Source organism: Crossiella sp. NPDC003009 (genome assembly GCF_053591555.1).
In genome coordinates this window covers 1-16,049 of the sequence record NZ_JBSFUA010000074.1, presented here as the reverse complement: position 1 = coordinate 16,049, position 16,049 = coordinate 1, and the positions used below count along the sequence as shown (strand labels likewise).

At 72.3% G+C, this 16,049-nt stretch carries 15 protein-coding genes and 1 rRNA gene; 1 reads left to right on the top strand and 15 read right to left on the bottom strand.

Annotated features, from left to right (window positions below; genetic code table 11):
- Window positions 1-42 precede the first annotated feature (42 nt).
- From ACWDY5_RS39410 to ACWDY5_RS39350, 13 genes are all read right to left on the bottom strand, one after another.
- Window positions 43-867, bottom strand: a complete 825-nt coding sequence (locus ACWDY5_RS39410; protein ID WP_449727246.1) for a ParA family protein — start codon at window positions 865-867, stop codon at window positions 43-45.
- 260 nt (window positions 868-1,127) lie between these two features.
- On the bottom strand, window positions 1,128-2,057 hold the full coding sequence (xerD, locus tag ACWDY5_RS39405) for a site-specific tyrosine recombinase XerD (protein WP_449727230.1): 930 nt from the start codon (window positions 2,055-2,057) through the stop codon (window positions 1,128-1,130).
- A gap of 62 nt (window positions 2,058-2,119) precedes the next feature.
- Window positions 2,120-3,235, bottom strand: a complete 1,116-nt coding sequence (ald, locus tag ACWDY5_RS39400; RefSeq protein WP_449727229.1) for an alanine dehydrogenase — start codon at window positions 3,233-3,235, stop codon at window positions 2,120-2,122.
- A 28-nt stretch (window positions 3,236-3,263) separates the two neighbouring features.
- Window positions 3,264-3,902 carry an NUDIX domain-containing protein gene (locus ACWDY5_RS39395; protein ID WP_449727228.1) on the bottom strand — a complete coding sequence of 213 codons (639 nt, stop codon included), beginning with the start codon at window positions 3,900-3,902 and terminating at the stop codon, window positions 3,264-3,266.
- Window positions 3,902-5,605, bottom strand: coding sequence for a CTP synthase (locus ACWDY5_RS39390; protein WP_449727245.1), 1,704 nt, complete (start codon window positions 5,603-5,605; stop codon window positions 3,902-3,904). The genes ACWDY5_RS39395 and ACWDY5_RS39390 overlap by 1 nt, the downstream gene beginning before the upstream one ends.
- 172 nt (window positions 5,606-5,777) lie before the next feature.
- Entirely contained in the window at window positions 5,778-6,716 is a 939-nt protein-coding gene (locus ACWDY5_RS39385; protein WP_449727227.1) for a copper transporter, read from the bottom strand.
- Window positions 6,713-7,897: a putative cytokinetic ring protein SteA gene (steA, locus tag ACWDY5_RS39380; protein WP_449727226.1), complete on the bottom strand. Its 1,185-nt coding sequence runs from the start codon at window positions 7,895-7,897 to the stop codon at window positions 6,713-6,715. Before steA ends, ACWDY5_RS39385 begins: the two co-directional genes overlap by 4 nt.
- Before the next feature lie 87 nt (window positions 7,898-7,984).
- Window positions 7,985-9,763: a DNA repair protein RecN gene (gene recN / locus ACWDY5_RS39375; protein WP_449727225.1), complete on the bottom strand. Its 1,779-nt coding sequence runs from the start codon at window positions 9,761-9,763 to the stop codon at window positions 7,985-7,987.
- Window positions 9,764-9,808: 45 nt separating this feature from the next.
- Entirely contained in the window at window positions 9,809-10,708 is a 900-nt protein-coding gene (locus ACWDY5_RS39370; protein ID WP_252482108.1) for an NAD kinase, read from the bottom strand.
- Window positions 10,709-10,728: 20 nt separating this feature from the next.
- Complete coding sequence (locus ACWDY5_RS39365; RefSeq protein WP_449727224.1) at window positions 10,729-11,544, bottom strand: TlyA family RNA methyltransferase; 816 nt, start codon at window positions 11,542-11,544, stop codon at window positions 10,729-10,731.
- Between the two features lie 3 nt (window positions 11,545-11,547).
- Window positions 11,548-11,697 (bottom strand): hypothetical protein, encoded by a 150-nt coding sequence (locus ACWDY5_RS39360; RefSeq protein ID WP_449727223.1) that lies wholly within the window; start codon window positions 11,695-11,697, stop codon window positions 11,548-11,550.
- Window positions 11,694-12,704 (bottom strand): HAD-IIA family hydrolase, encoded by a 1,011-nt coding sequence (locus tag ACWDY5_RS39355; protein WP_449727222.1) that lies wholly within the window; start codon window positions 12,702-12,704, stop codon window positions 11,694-11,696. The genes ACWDY5_RS39360 and ACWDY5_RS39355 overlap by 4 nt, the downstream gene beginning before the upstream one ends.
- Window positions 12,704-13,630 (bottom strand): hypothetical protein, encoded by a 927-nt coding sequence (locus ACWDY5_RS39350; protein WP_449727221.1) that lies wholly within the window; start codon window positions 13,628-13,630, stop codon window positions 12,704-12,706. The genes ACWDY5_RS39355 and ACWDY5_RS39350 overlap by 1 nt, the downstream gene beginning before the upstream one ends.
- Here ACWDY5_RS39350 and ACWDY5_RS39345 point away from each other — a divergent pair.
- Window positions 13,583-14,335, top strand: coding sequence for a hypothetical protein (locus tag ACWDY5_RS39345; protein ID WP_449727220.1), 753 nt, complete (start codon window positions 13,583-13,585; stop codon window positions 14,333-14,335). The genes ACWDY5_RS39350 and ACWDY5_RS39345 overlap by 48 nt on opposite strands.
- Here ACWDY5_RS39345 and ACWDY5_RS39340 read toward each other — a convergent pair.
- Entirely contained in the window at window positions 14,332-15,564 is a 1,233-nt protein-coding gene (locus tag ACWDY5_RS39340; RefSeq protein ID WP_449727219.1) for a hypothetical protein, read from the bottom strand. The two genes, ACWDY5_RS39345 and ACWDY5_RS39340, sit on opposite strands and share 4 nt — an antisense overlap.
- 390 nt (window positions 15,565-15,954) lie before the next feature.
- Window positions 15,955-16,049 (bottom strand): 5S ribosomal RNA (gene rrf, locus ACWDY5_RS39335); the annotation flags it as partial.

Below are 16,049 nucleotides of genomic sequence, written 5' to 3'. Positions count from 1 at the left end.
CCGCGGGCACGTCAGCGCAGGCGCGGCCGCGAGCGAGGCGACTCACCTGGCGATCACCTCGCGGGCCAGCGCCCGGTAGGCCTTCGCCCCGCCGGAGCGGGGGGCCCACCGGGTGATCGGCTCGCCGGCGACGGTGGTCTCGGGGAACCGCACGGTGCGGTTGATCACGGTGTCGTACACGATGTCCCCGAACGCCTCCACAACCCGGGCCATGACTTCTCGGGAGTGCAGCGTACGCGGGTCGTACATGGTGGCCAGAATCCCGGATATCTCCAGCTTCGGGTTGAGCCGTTCACGCACCTTCTCGATGGTGTCGATGAGCAGCGCCACCCCGCGCAGGCTGAAGAACTCGCACTCCAGCGGGATGATCAGCCCGTCGGCGGCGGCCAGCGCGTTCACCGTGAGCAGGCCGAGGGAGGGCTGGCAGTCGATGAGGATGTAGTCGTAGTGGTCCAGCACCGGCCGCAGCGCCCGCTGCAGGGTGTGCTCGCGGCCGACCTCGGAGACCAGCTGCACCTCGGCCGCGGACAGGTCTATGTTGCTGGGCAACAGGTCCATGTCCTCGACGCAGGTGCGCAGCACGGTCTCCTCGATGGTGGCCGAGCGCTCCATGATCACGTTGTAGATGGTCCGGTCCAGGTGGTGCGGCTGCACGCCCAGGCCCACCGAGAGCGCGCCCTGCGGGTCGAAGTCCACCAGCAGCACCCGGCGCCCGTACTCGGCCAGCGCCGCGCCCAGGTTGATGGTCGAGGTGGTCTTGCCCACCCCGCCCTTCTGGTTGCACATCGCGAGCACCTTCGCCGGCCCGTGCCCGGCCAGCAGCGAGGGCTCTGGCACGTGCCGCAGCGGCCGTCCGGTGGGGCCCATCTCGCCCACCACGACCTCGGGCACGTGCTCCTCGGTCAGGTCAGCGGGCTTGGGCGCCAGGCTGAGGTCAGCCACCTCTCCGCGGGGCCGCCCGTAGGCAGGCTGCGGTGTGGACATCTGACCTGACTCCTCGTGTCGGCGAATACACCCTGTTGGCGAGCGTAGGCTTCGCGGCGCACAGCGGCAACGCGCCTCGCCGGGGCACGTCCGACCTGGTCACCAAGGCCCCGGCACGCATTTGGAGCAGTCGCGCGCCCTGGTCAGCCCTGGGCCCGGGGGTGCGCGGTGGCGAAGACCTCACGCAGGGTGTTCACCGTGACCAGGGTGTAGACCTGGGTGGTGGTCACCGAGGCGTGCCCGAGCAGCTCCTGCACCACCCGGACGTCGGCCCCGCCCTCGATGAGGTGGGTGGCGAAGGAGTGCCGCAGCGTGTGCGGCGAGACGTCCCCGGTGACCCCGGCCCGCTCGGCCGAGTCCTTGAGCGTCTGCCAGGCACTCTGCCGGGACAGCCGCCCGCCGCGGGCGTTGAGGAACACCGCCGCGCTGCCCCGCCCCTTGGCCGCCAGCACCGGCCGGGCCCGCACCAGGTAGGCATCCAGCGCGGCCAGCGCGGGCCTGCCCACCGGCACCAGGCGCTGCTTGCCGCCCTTGCCGTCGAGCAGCACGGTGCGCTCGGTGGCGTCCACGTCGTCCACGTCCAGCCCGACCGCCTCGGAGATCCGGGCCCCGGTGGAGTACAGCAGCTCCAGCAGCGCCCGGTCCCGCAGCCCGCGTGGGTCCTCGCTGCCCGCCCCGTCCAGCAGCCGCAGCACCTCGGCCACCGGCAGCGCCTTGGGCAGTCTGCGCGGCGGAGTCGGCGGGTGCACCCCGCTGGCCACGTCGGCGGGCAGCAGGCCCTCGCGGTAGCCGAAGCGGTGCAGGCTGCGCACCGCGACCACCGCGCGCGCCGCGGAGGAGGCGGCCAGCGGCGGCCGCTGCCCGTCACCCTCGCGCAGGCAGGCCAGGAACTCGGCCACGTGCCGCTCGGTCACCTCCGGCAGCGAGCCCACCCCGGCCGCGGCCAGGTGTTCGGTGTAGCGGCGCAGGTCCCTGGCGTAGGAGTCCAGGGTGTTGCGGGCGGTGCCGCGTTCCACCACGAGGTGGTCCAGGTACCGGTTGACGGCGGCCGAGAGCGCGGCGGGAACCGCCACGGGGCTGGAGTCCTCGTTCAGTGCGCCGATCCCTCCGCCGCTGGCGAGTGGTCAGGGGCGCATCATGCCAGTGCGTCAGCCAGTTCGACGTGCGGCAGCCCGTGCGCCGCGGCGACCTCCGCCAGCACCACCTGACCGCCGACCACGTTGACCCCCTTGGCCAGCGTGTGGTCCTCCCGCACCGCGCCGCGCAAACCTTTGTCCGCCAAGGCCACCGCGTACGGCAGGGTCACGTTGGTCAACGCCCAGGTGGAGGTGTGCGGCACCGCGCCCGGCATGTTGGCCACGCAGTAGAACACCGAGTTGTGCACGCCGAAGACCGGGTCGGCGTGTGTGGTCGGCCGGGAGTCGGCGAAACAGCCGCCCTGGTCGATGGCGATGTCCACCAGCACCGAACCGGGCCGCATCCTGGCTACCAGGTCGTTGCTGATCAGCTTGGGCGCCTTGGCCCCGGGCACCAGCACCGCGCCGATCACCAGGTCCGCCCACAGGCAGGCCCGCTCGATCTCGTAGGCGTTGCTGGCGATGGTCTGCAGGTGGCCGCGGTAGACGAAGTCGATCTGCCGCAACCGGTTGATGTTGTTGTCCAGCACCACCACCTCGGCCTGCAAGCCGAGTGCGATGGTGGCCGCGTTCATCCCGGACACCCCGGCGCCGATCACCGCGACCTTGCCGGCCGGCACCCCGGACACCCCGCCCAGCAGCACCCCGCGCCCACCGGCGGCGCGTTCCAGGGTGTGCGCGCCGACCTGCGGCGCCATCCGCCCGGCCACCTCGCTCATCGGGGCCAGCAGCGGCAGCGCGCCGTCGGGCAGCTGCACGGTCTCGTAGGCCACCGCGTCGATCCCGGCGTCCACGATGGCCTGGGTGCACTCCTGGCTGGCGGCCAGATGCAGGTAGGTGAACAGGGTCTGCCCGCGCCGCATCCGGTGATATTCCTCGGCGATCGGCTCCTTGACCTTGAGCACCAGGTCCGCCTCGCCCCACACCTCGTCGGCCGAGCCGAGGATCTTCGCCCCGGCCGCGAGGTAGTCGGAGTCGGGGAAGGAGGAGCCGAGGCCGGCCTCCCGCTCGATCAGGACCTGGTGGCCGCGGCGCACCAGCTCCACCACGCCCGCCGGGGTGATGGCCACCCGGTACTCGTGGTTCTTGACCTCACGAGGGACACCGACCCGCACGTCGACTCCTCCTCCGCGTCACACCTGCTCAGCCGCTCCGGCGCTGCGCGAACCGGTGCGGCCTGGACTCCCACGGGGCGTCGACCGGGCGGGTCTGCGCCGCGCCGGAGAGCACCGCGTGCGCGGCCAGCACCCCGGACACCGTGGCCGCGTTGATGATGGCACCGCTGAGCACCATCCGCACGGCCTCGCTCAGCGGCACCCGCCGCACCACGAGGTCGGCCTCCTCGTCCCCGGTGTCCGCCAGCTGGTCCACAGTGGACAGACCGCGGGCCAGGTAGACCCGGATGACCTCGTCCATGAACCCGGGCGAGCCGGAGACGTCGACCAGCACCGACCAGTCCGCGGCGGCCAGCCCGACCTCCTCGGCCAGCTCCCGCGCCGCGGTGACCGCGGGGTCCTCGCCCTCGGCGTCGAGCAGACCGGCGGGCAGCTCCCACAGCCGCTGCCCGACCGGGTGCCGGTACTGGTGGATGAGCACCACGTTGTCGTTCTCGTCCAGTGCGACCACACCGACCGCACCGGGGTGCTCGATGACCTCGCGAGTGGCCACCTTGCCGCCGGGCATCACCACGTCGTCCACCCGCAGCGCCATCACCCGCCCGGCGTAGACGTCCTGGCTCCTGGCCACGCTGAACTCGTGCGCGCCGCGCTCCACCGTGCCCATCAGGCGCCAGCCGAGCTGGACGCGGTCTCCGGCAGCTCCACCGGCAGCCGCTCGGCGGCCTGGTAGTCCAGGGCCGCGCGGACGAAGGCGGAGAACAGCGGGTGCGGCCGGGTCGGGCGGCTCTTCAGCTCGGGGTGCGCCTGGGTGCCGACGAAGAACGGGTGCGTCTTGGCCGGCAGCTCGACGAACTCCACCAGGTGCCCGTCCGGGGAGGTGCCGGAGAAGACCAGCCCGGCCTTGCCCAGCTTGTCCCGGTAGGCGTTGTTGACCTCGTAGCGGTGCCGGTGCCGCTCGGTGACCTCGGTGGCCCCGTAGGCCTTGGCCACCTGCGAGCCGGGGACCAGCTTGGCCGGGTAGGAGCCCAGCCGCATGGTGCCGCCCATGTCCCGCTCCCCGGCGACCACGTCCTGCTGGTCGGCCATGGTGGAGATGACCGGGTGCTTGGCGGACTCGTCGAACTCCGCGGAGTTGGCCCCGTCGATCTTGGCCAGGCCCCGCGCGGCCTCGATCACCATGCACTGCAAGCCCAGGCACAGGCCCAGAACCGGGATGCCGCGGGTGCGGGCGTGCTGGATCGCGCCCACCTTGCCCTCGATGCCGCGCACGCCGAACCCGCCGGGCACCAGCACGCCGTCCACCCCGGCCAGCGCCTGCGCGGCGCCCGCGGGGGTCTCACAGAGGTCGGAGGGCACCCACACGATGTTCACCCTGGCCCGGTGCGCGAAACCACCCGCGCGCAGCGCCTCGGTCACCGACAGGTAGGCATCCGGCAGGTCGACGTACTTGCCGACCAGCGCGATCCGGGTGCTGTCGCTGGGCTTGTGCACCCGCTCCAGCAGGTCGCCCCACACCGTCCAGTCCACGTCCCGGAACGGCAGCCCGAGCCGGCGCACCACGTAGGCGTCCAGGCCCTCGGAGTGCAGCACCCTCGGGATGTCGTAGATGGACGGGGCGTCCGGGGCGGCCACCACGGCCTCGCCGTCCACGTCGCACATCAGCGCGATCTTGCGCTTGAGGCCGTCCGGGATCTCCCGGTCCGCCCGGCACACGATCGCGTCCGGCTGGATGCCGATGTTGCGCAGCGCGGCCACCGAGTGCTGGGTGGGCTTGGTCTTGAGCTCGCCGGAGGGCGCGAGGTAGGGCACCAGGGAGACGTGCAGGAAGAACACGTTGTCCCGGCCCACGTCGTGCCGGACCTGCCGGGCGGCCTCCAGGAAGGGCAGCGACTCGATGTCACCGACGGTGCCGCCCACCTCGGTGATCACCACGTCCGGCGTGACGCCGTCCTCACCGGCGGCGGCCATCGCGGTGATCCGCGACTTGATCTCGTCGGTGATGTGCGGGATCACCTGGACGGTGTCGCCGAGGTACTCGCCGCGCCGCTCCTTGGCGATCACCTCGGAGTAGACCTGGCCGGTGGTCACGTTGGCCGCCGCGCCCAGGTCGCGGTCCAGGAAACGCTCGTAGTGGCCGATGTCCAGGTCGGTCTCGGCGCCGTCCTCGGTGACGAAGACCTCGCCGTGCTGGAACGGGTTCATCGTCCCGGGGTCCACGTTGAGGTAGGGGTCGAGCTTCTGCATGGTCACGCGGAGTCCGCGAGCGGTCAGCAGCTGCCCGAGGCTGGAGGCGGTGAGCCCCTTGCCGAGAGAGGAGGCCACGCCTCCGGTGACGAACACGTGCTTGGTCGTGCGGGCCTGCAACACCAAGGGGTACTCCCGTGAATCAACTCAACGCCGTCGCTGGTCGGGTGTGGTTTCGGGGCTCCCGACCGGCGCGAGCGCCCCCTCGATCCACGGGAGGCGACCGTAACACGTCGCCTCCCCGCTACCGCACCCCCACCTCCGTCGTCCGCCTCCGAACGGGTGATGTATGGGGCTATGCGGAACCTTGCGGCGCGGGCGCCTGCGCGTTGCCCGCGGTGCCGTAGCGGCCGGAGCGCCCGTCGAGCTGTTCCCGCAGCGCCAGCACGGTGACCACCCGCCCGGCGGCGGTGTCGATGTTGTCCACGGTGGTCAGGATCGAGGTCGCCGAGGTGTCCGCGCGCACAATCCCCAGCGGCCCGTTGCCGTCGGCGGAACCGGATCGCCCGGCGAGCACCGCGCCGGTGCCGGAGCGGTCCAGCTGGGTGGCGAACCGGGCCAGGATGGCCGAGCGGTCACCGGGGTCCTCGCCTCCGACGGAGCCGCCGGTGAGCACCACCGCGAGCTGGGCTGGCGTGATGCCCCGGCCGAGCCGGACGAAGCCGCCGTTGGCCAGCCCGCTCATCGCCGCCGAGGCCTCCTCGCCGCTGGCCTGCGGCTTGTTCTGGCTGTTGAGCAGCAGCAACGGGCCGAGCAGGCCACCGGCCAGGGTGCCGGGATCGGTGGCCGCGGTCGGCAGCTGCACCCCGGCGGGCACCAGCCTCGGCACCAGGTCGCGCAGCTGGTCGGCCTTGGCCGGGTCGGCGAAGGTGTCGGTGAGCTGGAGCTCGCCGGTGACGCTGCCGCCGGAAGCCTTGATCAGCTCGGTCAGCGCGTCCCGGTCGGCGGGGTTGGCGTCGTGCGTGCTGATCAGCACCACGGTCCGCTTGTCCAGCTGCCCGCGCACCGCCAGCGGCCCGACCACGGTGCCGAAGCGGTCCGCGTCGGCCAGCCGCGCGTTCAGCGCGTTGCGCTCGGACTGCAGGTCGGAGACCTTCTGCCCGAGCGAGTCCTTCTCCCCGGTCAGCCCGGAGAGCAGCCGGTCGCTGATCACCGTGGAGCCCAGCATGATGCCGAGGGCGAGGGCGAGGAACACCGCCGCGATGGAGACGACGTGGTACCGCAGAGTGATCACGAGAAGAGCCCCTTGAGCCAGGTGAGGAAGTCGTTCCAGTAGTCCACGCCGATGTCGACGTAGGCGCTGCCCACGCTGGTCACCGCGACCGCGGCGATCAGCACCGCGACCGCGGAGACGATCAGCAGCAGCACGGAGAGCACGGAGACCCGGCTGCGGTAGAGGCTGACCACGGCGTGGCCGTCGACGACCTTGCTGCCCAGGCGCAGCCGGGTGAGGAAGGTGGAGGGGTTGGAGCCGGAGCGGCCCCGGTCCAGGAACTCGTGCAGGGTGGCCTGGAAGCCAATGGTGACCACCAGGTCGGCCCCGTGCGCCTCGGCCAGCAGCAGCGCCAGGTCCTCGGGGTTGCCGGAGGCGGGGAAGGTGACCGCGCCGATGCCGAGGTCCTGGATGCGTTCCAGGCCGGGCGCGTGCCCGTCCATCTGCGCGGGCAGCACCACCTCCGCGCCCGCCTTGAGCGTCGCGGTGCTGATGCCGTCCGGGTCGCCGACGATCACGTCCAGCTTGTACCCGGCCTCGTGCAGGGTGTCCGCCGCGCCTTCCACGCCGATCACCACCGGCCGGTACTCGCGGATGTAGCGCTTGAGCTTGCGCAGGTCGTCGCGGTGCCCGTAGCCGGGCGCGATGATCAGCACCTGTCGGCCCTTGACCGGCACGAACAGCTCGGGCACGCCAACCCCGTCCAGGATCAGCGTGCGCTCCCTGCGCAGGAACTCGATGGTGTTCGCGGAGAAGGCCTCCAGCTGCGCGGCCATGCCCGCCTTGGCCTCGATCAGCTGGTCGGCCACCGAGTCCGCGGTCTGCTCGGTGCCCCGCCCCAGCTCGGTCTCCCCTTGGAAGATGCCGCCCTCGAACAGCCGGATCCGGGCGCCGTCCTTGACCTTGCGCAGCAGCTCGGGGCCGACCGCGTCGATCAGCGGGATGCCCGCGCTGATCAGGATCTCCGGGCCCAGGTTGGGGAACCGGCCGGAGATGGAGGCCGAGGCGTTGACCACCCCGGCGACCTCGGCGGCGACCAGGGCGTCCGCGGTGCGGCGGTCCAGGTCGAGCTGGTCGAGCACGGCGATGTCGCCTGGTCCGAGCCGCCGGAGCAGGTTGCCGGAACGACGGTCCACCCTGGCCGGCCCGTGGACTCCAGGCAGCGACTGACTGGTGCGGTTGAGCAGGCCCGTGAGCTTCATGTGCGGATGGTGACAAAACCTCGGCGTGTCTTTGCCTAGGCACGCCGGGGAGTCACCGCACGTCAACCCTTGGGGGACAGCGAACCGCTACGGACGCAGCGCCTGGGTGTAGGCCTCCGCGGTGGCCAGCAGCTCCTCGGCGTGCGCCCGGCCGGACTCGGTGGACTCCATCCCGGCCAGCATCCTGGCCAGCTCCACCACCCGCTGGTTGTGGTTGAGCACCCGCACCCCGGACTTGGTCAGCCCCTCGGCACCGATGTTCTTGTCCACCAGCAGGTGCCGGTCGGCGTAGGCGGCCACCTGCGCCAGGTGCGTGACCACGATGACCTGGTGGCTGCGGGCCAGCTTGGCCAGCCGCCGCCCGATCTCCACCGCGGCCCGGCCGCCGACTCCGGCGTCGACCTCGTCAAAGACCAGCGTGGGCACCGGGTCGGTGTGCGCGAGCACCACCTCGATGGCCAGCATGACCCTGGACAGCTCACCGCCGGAGGCGCCCTTGTGCACCGGCAGCGCGGGCGCGCCGGGGTGCGCGACGAGCAGCAGCTCGACCTCGTCCACCCCGTCCGGCCCGGCCTGCAGCAGCTCGTTGCCGACCTTGAGCGCCTGCTCGTCGCCCTCGGTGGCGGGTTTGGGCTGCACGGTCAGCTCGATCCGGGCGTGCGCCATGGCCAGCCCGGCCAGCTCCTCGGTGACCGCCTTGGCCAGCTGTTCGGCCGCGGTGCGCCGGATCGAGGTGACCGTGCGGGCGACCTTGGCCAGCTGCTTGGCCAGCGCGTCCCGCTTCTTGGCCAGCTCGGCCAGGGTCCCCTCGGAGGTGTCCAGGGTGGCCAGTCTGGCCTGCGCGTCGGCGGCCCAGGCCAGCACGCCGTCGACGTCCGCGGCGTACTTGCGGGTCAGCTGCTTGAGCTCGGCCTGCCGGGCCAGCACCCGCTCCAGCTCGGCCGGGTCGGCGTCGAGCTGTTCCAGGTAGCCGGTCAGCTCGGTGCCCACGTCGGTGAGCAGCGCGGCGGCCTCGACCAGCCGCGGCTCCATCTCGCGCAGCGCCGGGTCCTCAGCCGCGGCCAGCCTGCGCCGGGCCTCGCCGATCAGTCCGAGCGCGCCGGGTGAGTCGGGATCGCCGTCGGCGGCGCCGGCCACGGCGTGCGCGGCCCCGGCCGCGGTCTCCCGCAGCTGGTCGGCGTCGGCCAGCCGGCGGGCCCGGTCGACCAGCTGGGTGTCCTCGCCGGGCTGCGGGGCCACGGCCTCGATCTCGCCGAGCCCGTGCCGCAGCATGTCGGCCTCGCGGGCCATCTCGCGGGCGCGCTCGGTGCGCTCGGTCAGCTCCTTGGCCACCGCGAGCCACTGCCCGCGGATCTGCCGGTAGTCGGCCAGCGGCTCGGCGATGCCCGCGCCGGCGAACCGGTCCAGCACGGCCCGCTGTTCACCGGTGCGCATCAGGCGCAGCTGGTCGTTCTGCCCGTGCACGGCGAGCAGCTGTTCGGTCAGCTCGGAGAGCAGCCCGACCGGCACGGCCCGCCCACCGAGGTGGGCCTTGGACCGCCCGTCGGCGTTCACCGAGCGCACGGCGATCAGGCTGCCGTCCTCGTCGACCCCGGCGCCCGCCTCGGTCGCCACTTCAAGCGCGGCGGCGGCCCCGGCGCGCGCGTCGTCGCCGGTGAGTTGGAAGGATCCCTCGATCACGGCCCGGTCCGCCCCGGTCCGCACCCTGGAGGCCTCGGCACGGCCACCGGAGAGCAGGTGGAGCCCGGTCACCACCATGGTCTTGCCCGCACCCGTCTCACCGGTGACCACGGTGAGACCCGGATGCAGTTCGAGGGTGGCGTCGGCAATCACGCCGAGGCTCTGGATGCGCATCTCGGCCAGCACAGCCCAGACACTACTGGGCCGCGCCGACATTCGCGCCGGGGGTGCCTACCGGTTGGGGATAACTGGCCCGCGCCAGCCCTGGACCGGCAGCGAGAACTTGCGCACCAGCCGGTCGGCGAAGGGTTCGCGCTTGAGCCGGACCAGGTTCACCGGCACCTTGCCGCCCGCGACCTCCACCCGGGCCCCCGGCGGCAGCTCCACCGTGCGCTGCCCGTCGCAGCACAGCACCGCGGGATGTCCGCCGGGCGCGACCTCCACCGCGACCAGCGAGGACGGCGAGACCACCAGTGGACGGGCGAACAGCGCGTGCGCGTTGCTGGGCACCACCAGCAGCGCCTCCACCTCGGGCCAGATCACCGGCCCGCCGGCGGAGAAGGCGTAGGCGGTGGACCCGGTCGGCGTGGCGACCAGCACCCCGTCGCAGCCGAACCCGGAGACCGGCCGCTCGTCGACCTCCAGCACCGCGTCCAGGATCCGCTCCCGGCTGGACTTCTCCACACTGGCCTCGTTGAGCGCCCAGGTGCGGGCCAGCACGGTGCCGTTGAGCCGGACGATCACGTCCAGGGTCATCCGCTGCTCGACGTGGTAGGTGCGATCGACGATCGCGGCCACCACCTCGTGCAGCTCCTCGGAGTCGGCCTCGGCCAGGAACCCGACCCGCCCGAGGTTGACCCCCAGCACCGGCACCCCGGCCGGCCTGGCCAGCTCGGCCGCGCGCAGCAGCGTGCCGTCGCCGCCGAGCACCAGCACCAGCTCGGTGCCCTCGGCGGCCTCGTCGGTGTGCGCGACGATGGTGTCGTAGCAGGAGGAGCTGATGTCGGGGGACTCCTCGACCAGCACCCGCAGCTTCAGCCCGGCCTGCCGTAGCTTCCCGGCCACGTACTCGGTCGTGCGACGGTTCTCCGGCCGGCCGGTGTGCACCACGAGCAGGAGCTCACGGGTCATGAACGGTCTACCTCCAGTGCCTACTGCGGGCCCGCGGCGACCGCGGCCCGGACCAGCTGCTCAGCCTCGGTCTCGGCCAACGGCACGCCCCGGCGAAGCCAGAGAAAGTACTCGACGTTGCCCGAGGGTCCGGGCAGGGGGCTCGCGGTCACCCCGCGCAGGGTCAGCCCGGCTTCCGCGGCGGAGGCCACCACCCCGGTGACGGCCTCGATCCGCAGCTCGGGATCCCGCACCACCCCACCGGAGGGCAGCCGTTCCTTGCCGACCTCGAACTGCGGTTTCACCATCGGCACCAGGTCCGCGCCCTCGCCCATGCAGGCGGCCATCGCGGGCAGCACCAGCCGCAGGTAGATGAAGGAAAGATCGGCCACCACCAGGTCGACCGTCCCGCCGATCTGCTCCGGCGTCAGGTTCCGCACGTTGGTCCGGTCGCGCACGATCACCCGGTCGTCGGTCTGCAGCTTCCACACCAGCTGCCCGTACCCGACATCCACCGCGACCACCTCGCGCGCCCCGCCCCGCAGCAGCACATCGGTGAACCCACCGGTGGAGGCCCCGGCGTCCAGGCACCGCCGCCCAGCCACGCTCAACCCCTGCGGCCCAAAAGCCTCCAGCGCGCCGAGCAGCTTGTGCGCCCCCCGCGAGGCCCAGCCCGCGTCGTCGGCGTCTTCCCGCACCACCACGGGCGCGTCGGTCTCCACCGCGGTCGCCGGTTTGCCCGCGACCGTGCCGCGCACGGTGACCCGGCCCGCGTTCACCAGCTCCACGGCGTGTTCCCGGGAGCGGGCGAGCCCGCGGCGCACCAGTTCGGCGTCCAGCCGTACCCGCCGAGGCACGGCTCAGACCTGGTCGATCGTGGCCAGCGCCGAGGTCAGCGCGGTGTGCATGGCATCGAACCTGGCCACGTGCTCGGGCAGCGGCACGGCGTCCAGGTTCTCCAGACCGGCCAGCGCCGCGTCGATCTCCGCGACCGGCTGTTCGGGCGTCATGCGCTCCACGCTATACCCAGTTTCCGCAACGCCGCCGCAGCCGCGTCCCCATCCGCCACCACCGACGGCACCCCGCCACCGGCGCCCCACCACACCGAGCACAACGACCGCAGCGCCGACAACGGTTCCCCGCTCTCGTCAGCGCCACCAAGCCGAACCCGGTCCCCATCCACTTCCACCAGCCACCCCGGCCGCACGCCCACCTCGACGTGCGCCACCGGCGCGACCAACCCACCAAGATCCTCAGCCACGAACCGGCACCGCTGCTCGGGAACGGCGGCCAGCAACCCCTCCGGCGTGGCCACCCCCGTCAACACCACCAACGCCGGCAACCCGGCCGCGTTCGCCCCGGCGATATCGGTGTCCAGCCGATCCCCCACCACCAGCGCCGAAGACGCCTCGGCCGACTCCGCGGCGAGCACCAGCTGCGTCGGCTCCGGTTTCCCGGCCACCTCCGGCGACTGCCCGGTGGCGGTCCGCAACGCGGCCACCATCGACCCGTTCCCCGGCAGCAACCCACGCTCGGTGGGCAGGGTGGCATCCACATTGGACGCGAGCCAGTAAGCACCGCCCCGGATCGCGATGCAGGCCTCAGCAAGCTGAGCCCACCCGGTCTCCGGCGAATGCCCCTGCACCACCGCGACGGGTTCGTCAGCTGCGGACTCCACCACCCGAAGCCCCACGGCCCGAACCTCGGCCCGCAACGCCTCGGCCCCCACCACCAGCACCGGAGCCCCAGCCGCCAACTTCGCGGCCAGCACCGCCGCCGCGGCCTGGGAACTGGTGCTCACCTCGCGGACGTCGGCCGGAAACCCCAGCTCCCGAAGGTGCTGGGCAACCGCTTCCGGCGCCCGCGAGGCGTTGTTGGTGACGTACCGGAGCGCACGCCCACGCCGCTTGGCCTCAGCAACCGCTTCCGGCGCACCGGGCACCGCGGTCCCACCGCGGTACACGGTGCCGTCGAGATCCAAGAGCAACGCGTCGTACGCATCCAGCAACGTCATCATCAGTTGTCCCGACCCACCCGATCAGTGGACTCACCGGTCACAGCCTTGCCAGCCTCAGCCGAACCAGCCTCAGCCGCCTCGGTCCTGGCCTCAGCCGCAACCACGTCAGTGCCGGCCACGTCCGCGTCCGCCGCCACTACCGCATCCGCCTCAACCGAGGCTCCCGGCTCAACCGATTCCTCGGCCAGCGCGGTGTCCTCAGCCTCCCCGGCTTCCGCAGCAGTTCCAGCCTCCGCAACCTCGCCAGCCTGGTCAGCCGTTCCGGCCTCCGCAGCGTCCTCAACTCCGTCGCCGGAGCCCGAACCCTGCTCACCGTCCCGGTCCGAGACCCCGTCCTCGTCCCCATCCACGTCCTCGACGTCAACGGGCACCACGGGCCCCGCCCCGAGCTCGATAGCCCGCTCAGCGGCGTCGGTCTCACCGTCGTCATCCACCTCGGCAGCCGAGATGAACCACTGGATCGCCTCGTCGGTGCGCCCGGCCGCGGCCAGGTTGTCCGCGTAGGCGTAGAACAGCCGCGCACTCCACGGATCCCGCCGCTTCACGTCGAGATCGGGTCCCTGCAACGCCACCACCGCGGCATCCAGCTCACCCAGGTCCCGGCGCGCCCCGGCAGCCACGATCCGCAGCTCCACGGTCTCCTCCGCGCTCAGCGCCTTGGCCTCAGTCGACCGCGCCAGCTCCAGCGCCCGCTCCGGCCGGCCCAGTGCCCGCTCGCAGTCGGCCATGACGGCCAGGTGCGCGGAGCTTCCGGTCATCCGCCGCGCGGCCCGCAGCTCGGCAAGCGCCTCAGACCACTCACCGGCGTGGTAAGCGGCCAACCCGGTCGCCTCCCGCACCAGCCCGATCCGCGAAGCCTTCCGCCGAGCGAACCGAGCGTGCGCCAACGCCTGCTCCGGCTCCTCGTCGATCAGACGCCCCGTCATGACCAGGTGCTTGGCCACCAGCTCAGCCAGACTCTTGGACAACGTCCGCAGGTCAGAGCGAACCCCAGCGTCGAGCTCACCGGGCTCGACATCCACCGGAAGCTCCGGCTCCACCAGCTCCTCGAGCTGATCCCGCCGCAACTCACCAGCGTCGAACCGGTCATCGCGCCCACGCGGCCGCTCTTCCCGCCCCGGGTACCGGCGCTCCTCACCAGCCGAGTCGGCCCGACCGTGCCGGACCTCCCGCGCAGGCCGATCCTCGCGATTCCCATAAGCAGGCTTCTCGTACCGAGGCCGATCCCCAGCCCCGCCGGAACGCTCCCGAGAGTCCCGCCCGGCCCCACGCTCACCCTGGAACCCACGCCGGTCACCCCGGTCGTCCCGCCGGAACCCACCACGGTCGCCGCCGCTGTCCCCGCGGTATCCACCACGGTCACCGCCACTGTCCCCGCGGTACCCGCCACGGTCACCGCCGCTGTCCCCGCGATAGCCACCGCGGTCACCACGGTCGTTCCCGCGGTACCCGCCACGGTCATCGCCACGGCCACCCCGGTCGTCCCGCCGGAAGCCACCCTGGCCTCCACGGTCCTCCCGCTGGTACCCACCACGATCCTCGCGCGGTCCCTGCTCGTCCTGCCGAGAGGCACCCGCGTCACCACGGTCGGCCTGCTGGACATCGCCCCGGTCGCCCTGGCCCTCGTTTAGCCCGCCGCGATCCTGGCCGCCACGGTCCTGGTCAGCGCGCCCCTGGTCAGCACGGTCCTGTCCGGCACCGCCCTGGCTGTCCCGCTCGCTGCCACGGTCGTCCTTGCGGACCTCAGCACGCTCGCCCTGCTCGGCCGGGGAGAAGCCCCCGGTCTCCGAACGCTCCGCGTCCTGGACGCCCCCGGTCTCCTCAACCGAACGCCCATCCCGGAACCCGGGCTTGCCATCCCGACGAGGCCGGTCATCCCGCTTCTGGTAGCGAGGACGGTCCTCCCCATCGGTCCGAGGCTTGTCGAACTTCGGCTTGTCGTACCGGGGCTTGTCACCGTACGGCCGGTCCTGACGAGGCCGGTCATCCCGGCGGTACCCGCCCTGACCACCACGGTCATCGCGACGGAACCCACCACGGTCGTCCTTCCGGAACCCACCGCGGTCACCCTGGTCGTTCCCGCGGTACCCACCACGGTCATCGCCCCGGTATCCACCGCGATCATCGCCCCGGCTGGCACCACGATCGTCCTTGCGGAAGCCACCCTGGCCCCCACGCTCGCCCTTGTCCCGGAAGTCACTCCGGTCATCCCGGCGGAACCCGCTCTGGCCGCCACGGTCGTCCCGCCCGCGGTACCCGCCCTGGCCACCACGATCGTCCCGGCTCCGGTACCCAGTCTGACCACCACGGTCATCCCGGCTACGGAACCCACTCTGGCCACCACGGTCATCGCGGCCACGGAACCCACCCTGACCAGCCCGGTCGTCCCGGCTGCGGAAACCGCCCTGGCCACCGCGGTCGTTGCCACGGAAGCCACTCCGGTCACCCCGGTCATCACGACGGAAACCGCCCTGACCACCACGATCATCGCGCCGAGAGCCACCCTGGTCGTCCCGCCGGAACCCACCGCGGTCGCCGCGGTCGTCCCCGCGGTATCCACCACGGTCCTCGCTCCGGCTGCCGCCCCGGTCGTCCCGCCGGAAGCCACCCTGGCCGCCACGGTCATCCCGTCCACGGAACCCACTCTGGCCACCACGATCGTCGCGGCCACGGAAACCACCCTGGCCACCGCGATCATTGCCGCGGTCACCCCGGTCATCACGACGGAAACCGCTCTGACCACCACGGTCGTCGCCACGGCTGTCCTGCCAGCGCGGCCGGTCCCCCTGCGAGGAGCGGTCGTCGCGGCCGGCACGCTGCGGCCGATCACGATCCTGGTCAAAACGACGCGGCCGATCATCGCGCTGGCCGTAATTACCACGCGAGCCGCCGCCGTCATGGCGCCCGCCCCTGGGCGAGTCACCACCGAAGTTCCGGTCCTGACGGTCACCGCTCCGGCCCGAGCTGGAACCGCCGCGCTCATGCCGGTCGCCCGACTGCGCGTCGCGATATCCACCCTGCCTGCGATTGTCGCCAGATCCTGAACGATCACCGCTCCACGAACTACCGGACCGGCCGAAAGGTGGCTTGTCGCCACGCGGCCTGCCCGCTCCACCGGAGCGTCGAGGAGCACCGTCTCCGCGGTCCTCACTGGGCCGCCTGTCTGAAACCACCAAATCCTCCCGAACAACCAACAACGCGAGAAGGGGCCTGCCCACCTTACCGGCGGACAAGCCCCTCTCGAATGATTGTTCGGCGGCGTCCTACTCTCCCACACACTCACGCATGCAGTACCATCGGCGCTGGAGGACTTAGCTTCCGGGTTCGGAATGGGACCGGGCGTTT

Bases quoted from the DNA above. Each gene is read 5' to 3' on its own strand.
- ACWDY5_RS39360 (WP_449727223.1), bottom strand. From the start codon at position 11,697: ATGACGCCCGAACAGCCGGTCGCGGAGATCGACGCGGCGCTGGCCGGT.
- ACWDY5_RS39355 (WP_449727222.1), bottom strand. From the start codon at position 12,704: ATGATGACGTTGCTGGATGCGTACGACGCGTTGCTCTTGGATCTCGAC.
- ACWDY5_RS39340 (WP_449727219.1), bottom strand. From the start codon at position 15,564: ATGATCGGCCGCGTCGTTTTGACCAGGATCGTGATCGGCCGCAGCGTG.
- ACWDY5_RS39395 (WP_449727228.1), bottom strand. From the start codon at position 3,902: ATGGGCACGGTGGAGCGCGGCGCGCACGAGTTCAGCGTGGCCAGGAGC.
- steA (WP_449727226.1), bottom strand. From the start codon at position 7,897: ATGAAGCTCACGGGCCTGCTCAACCGCACCAGTCAGTCGCTGCCTGGA.
- ACWDY5_RS39410 (WP_449727246.1), bottom strand. From the start codon at position 867: ATGGGCCCCACCGGACGGCCGCTGCGGCACGTGCCAGAGCCCTCGCTG.
- ACWDY5_RS39350 (WP_449727221.1), bottom strand. From the start codon at position 13,630: ATGACGGGGCGTCTGATCGACGAGGAGCCGGAGCAGGCGTTGGCGCAC.
- ACWDY5_RS39370 (WP_252482108.1), bottom strand. From the start codon at position 10,708: ATGACCCGTGAGCTCCTGCTCGTGGTGCACACCGGCCGGCCGGAGAAC.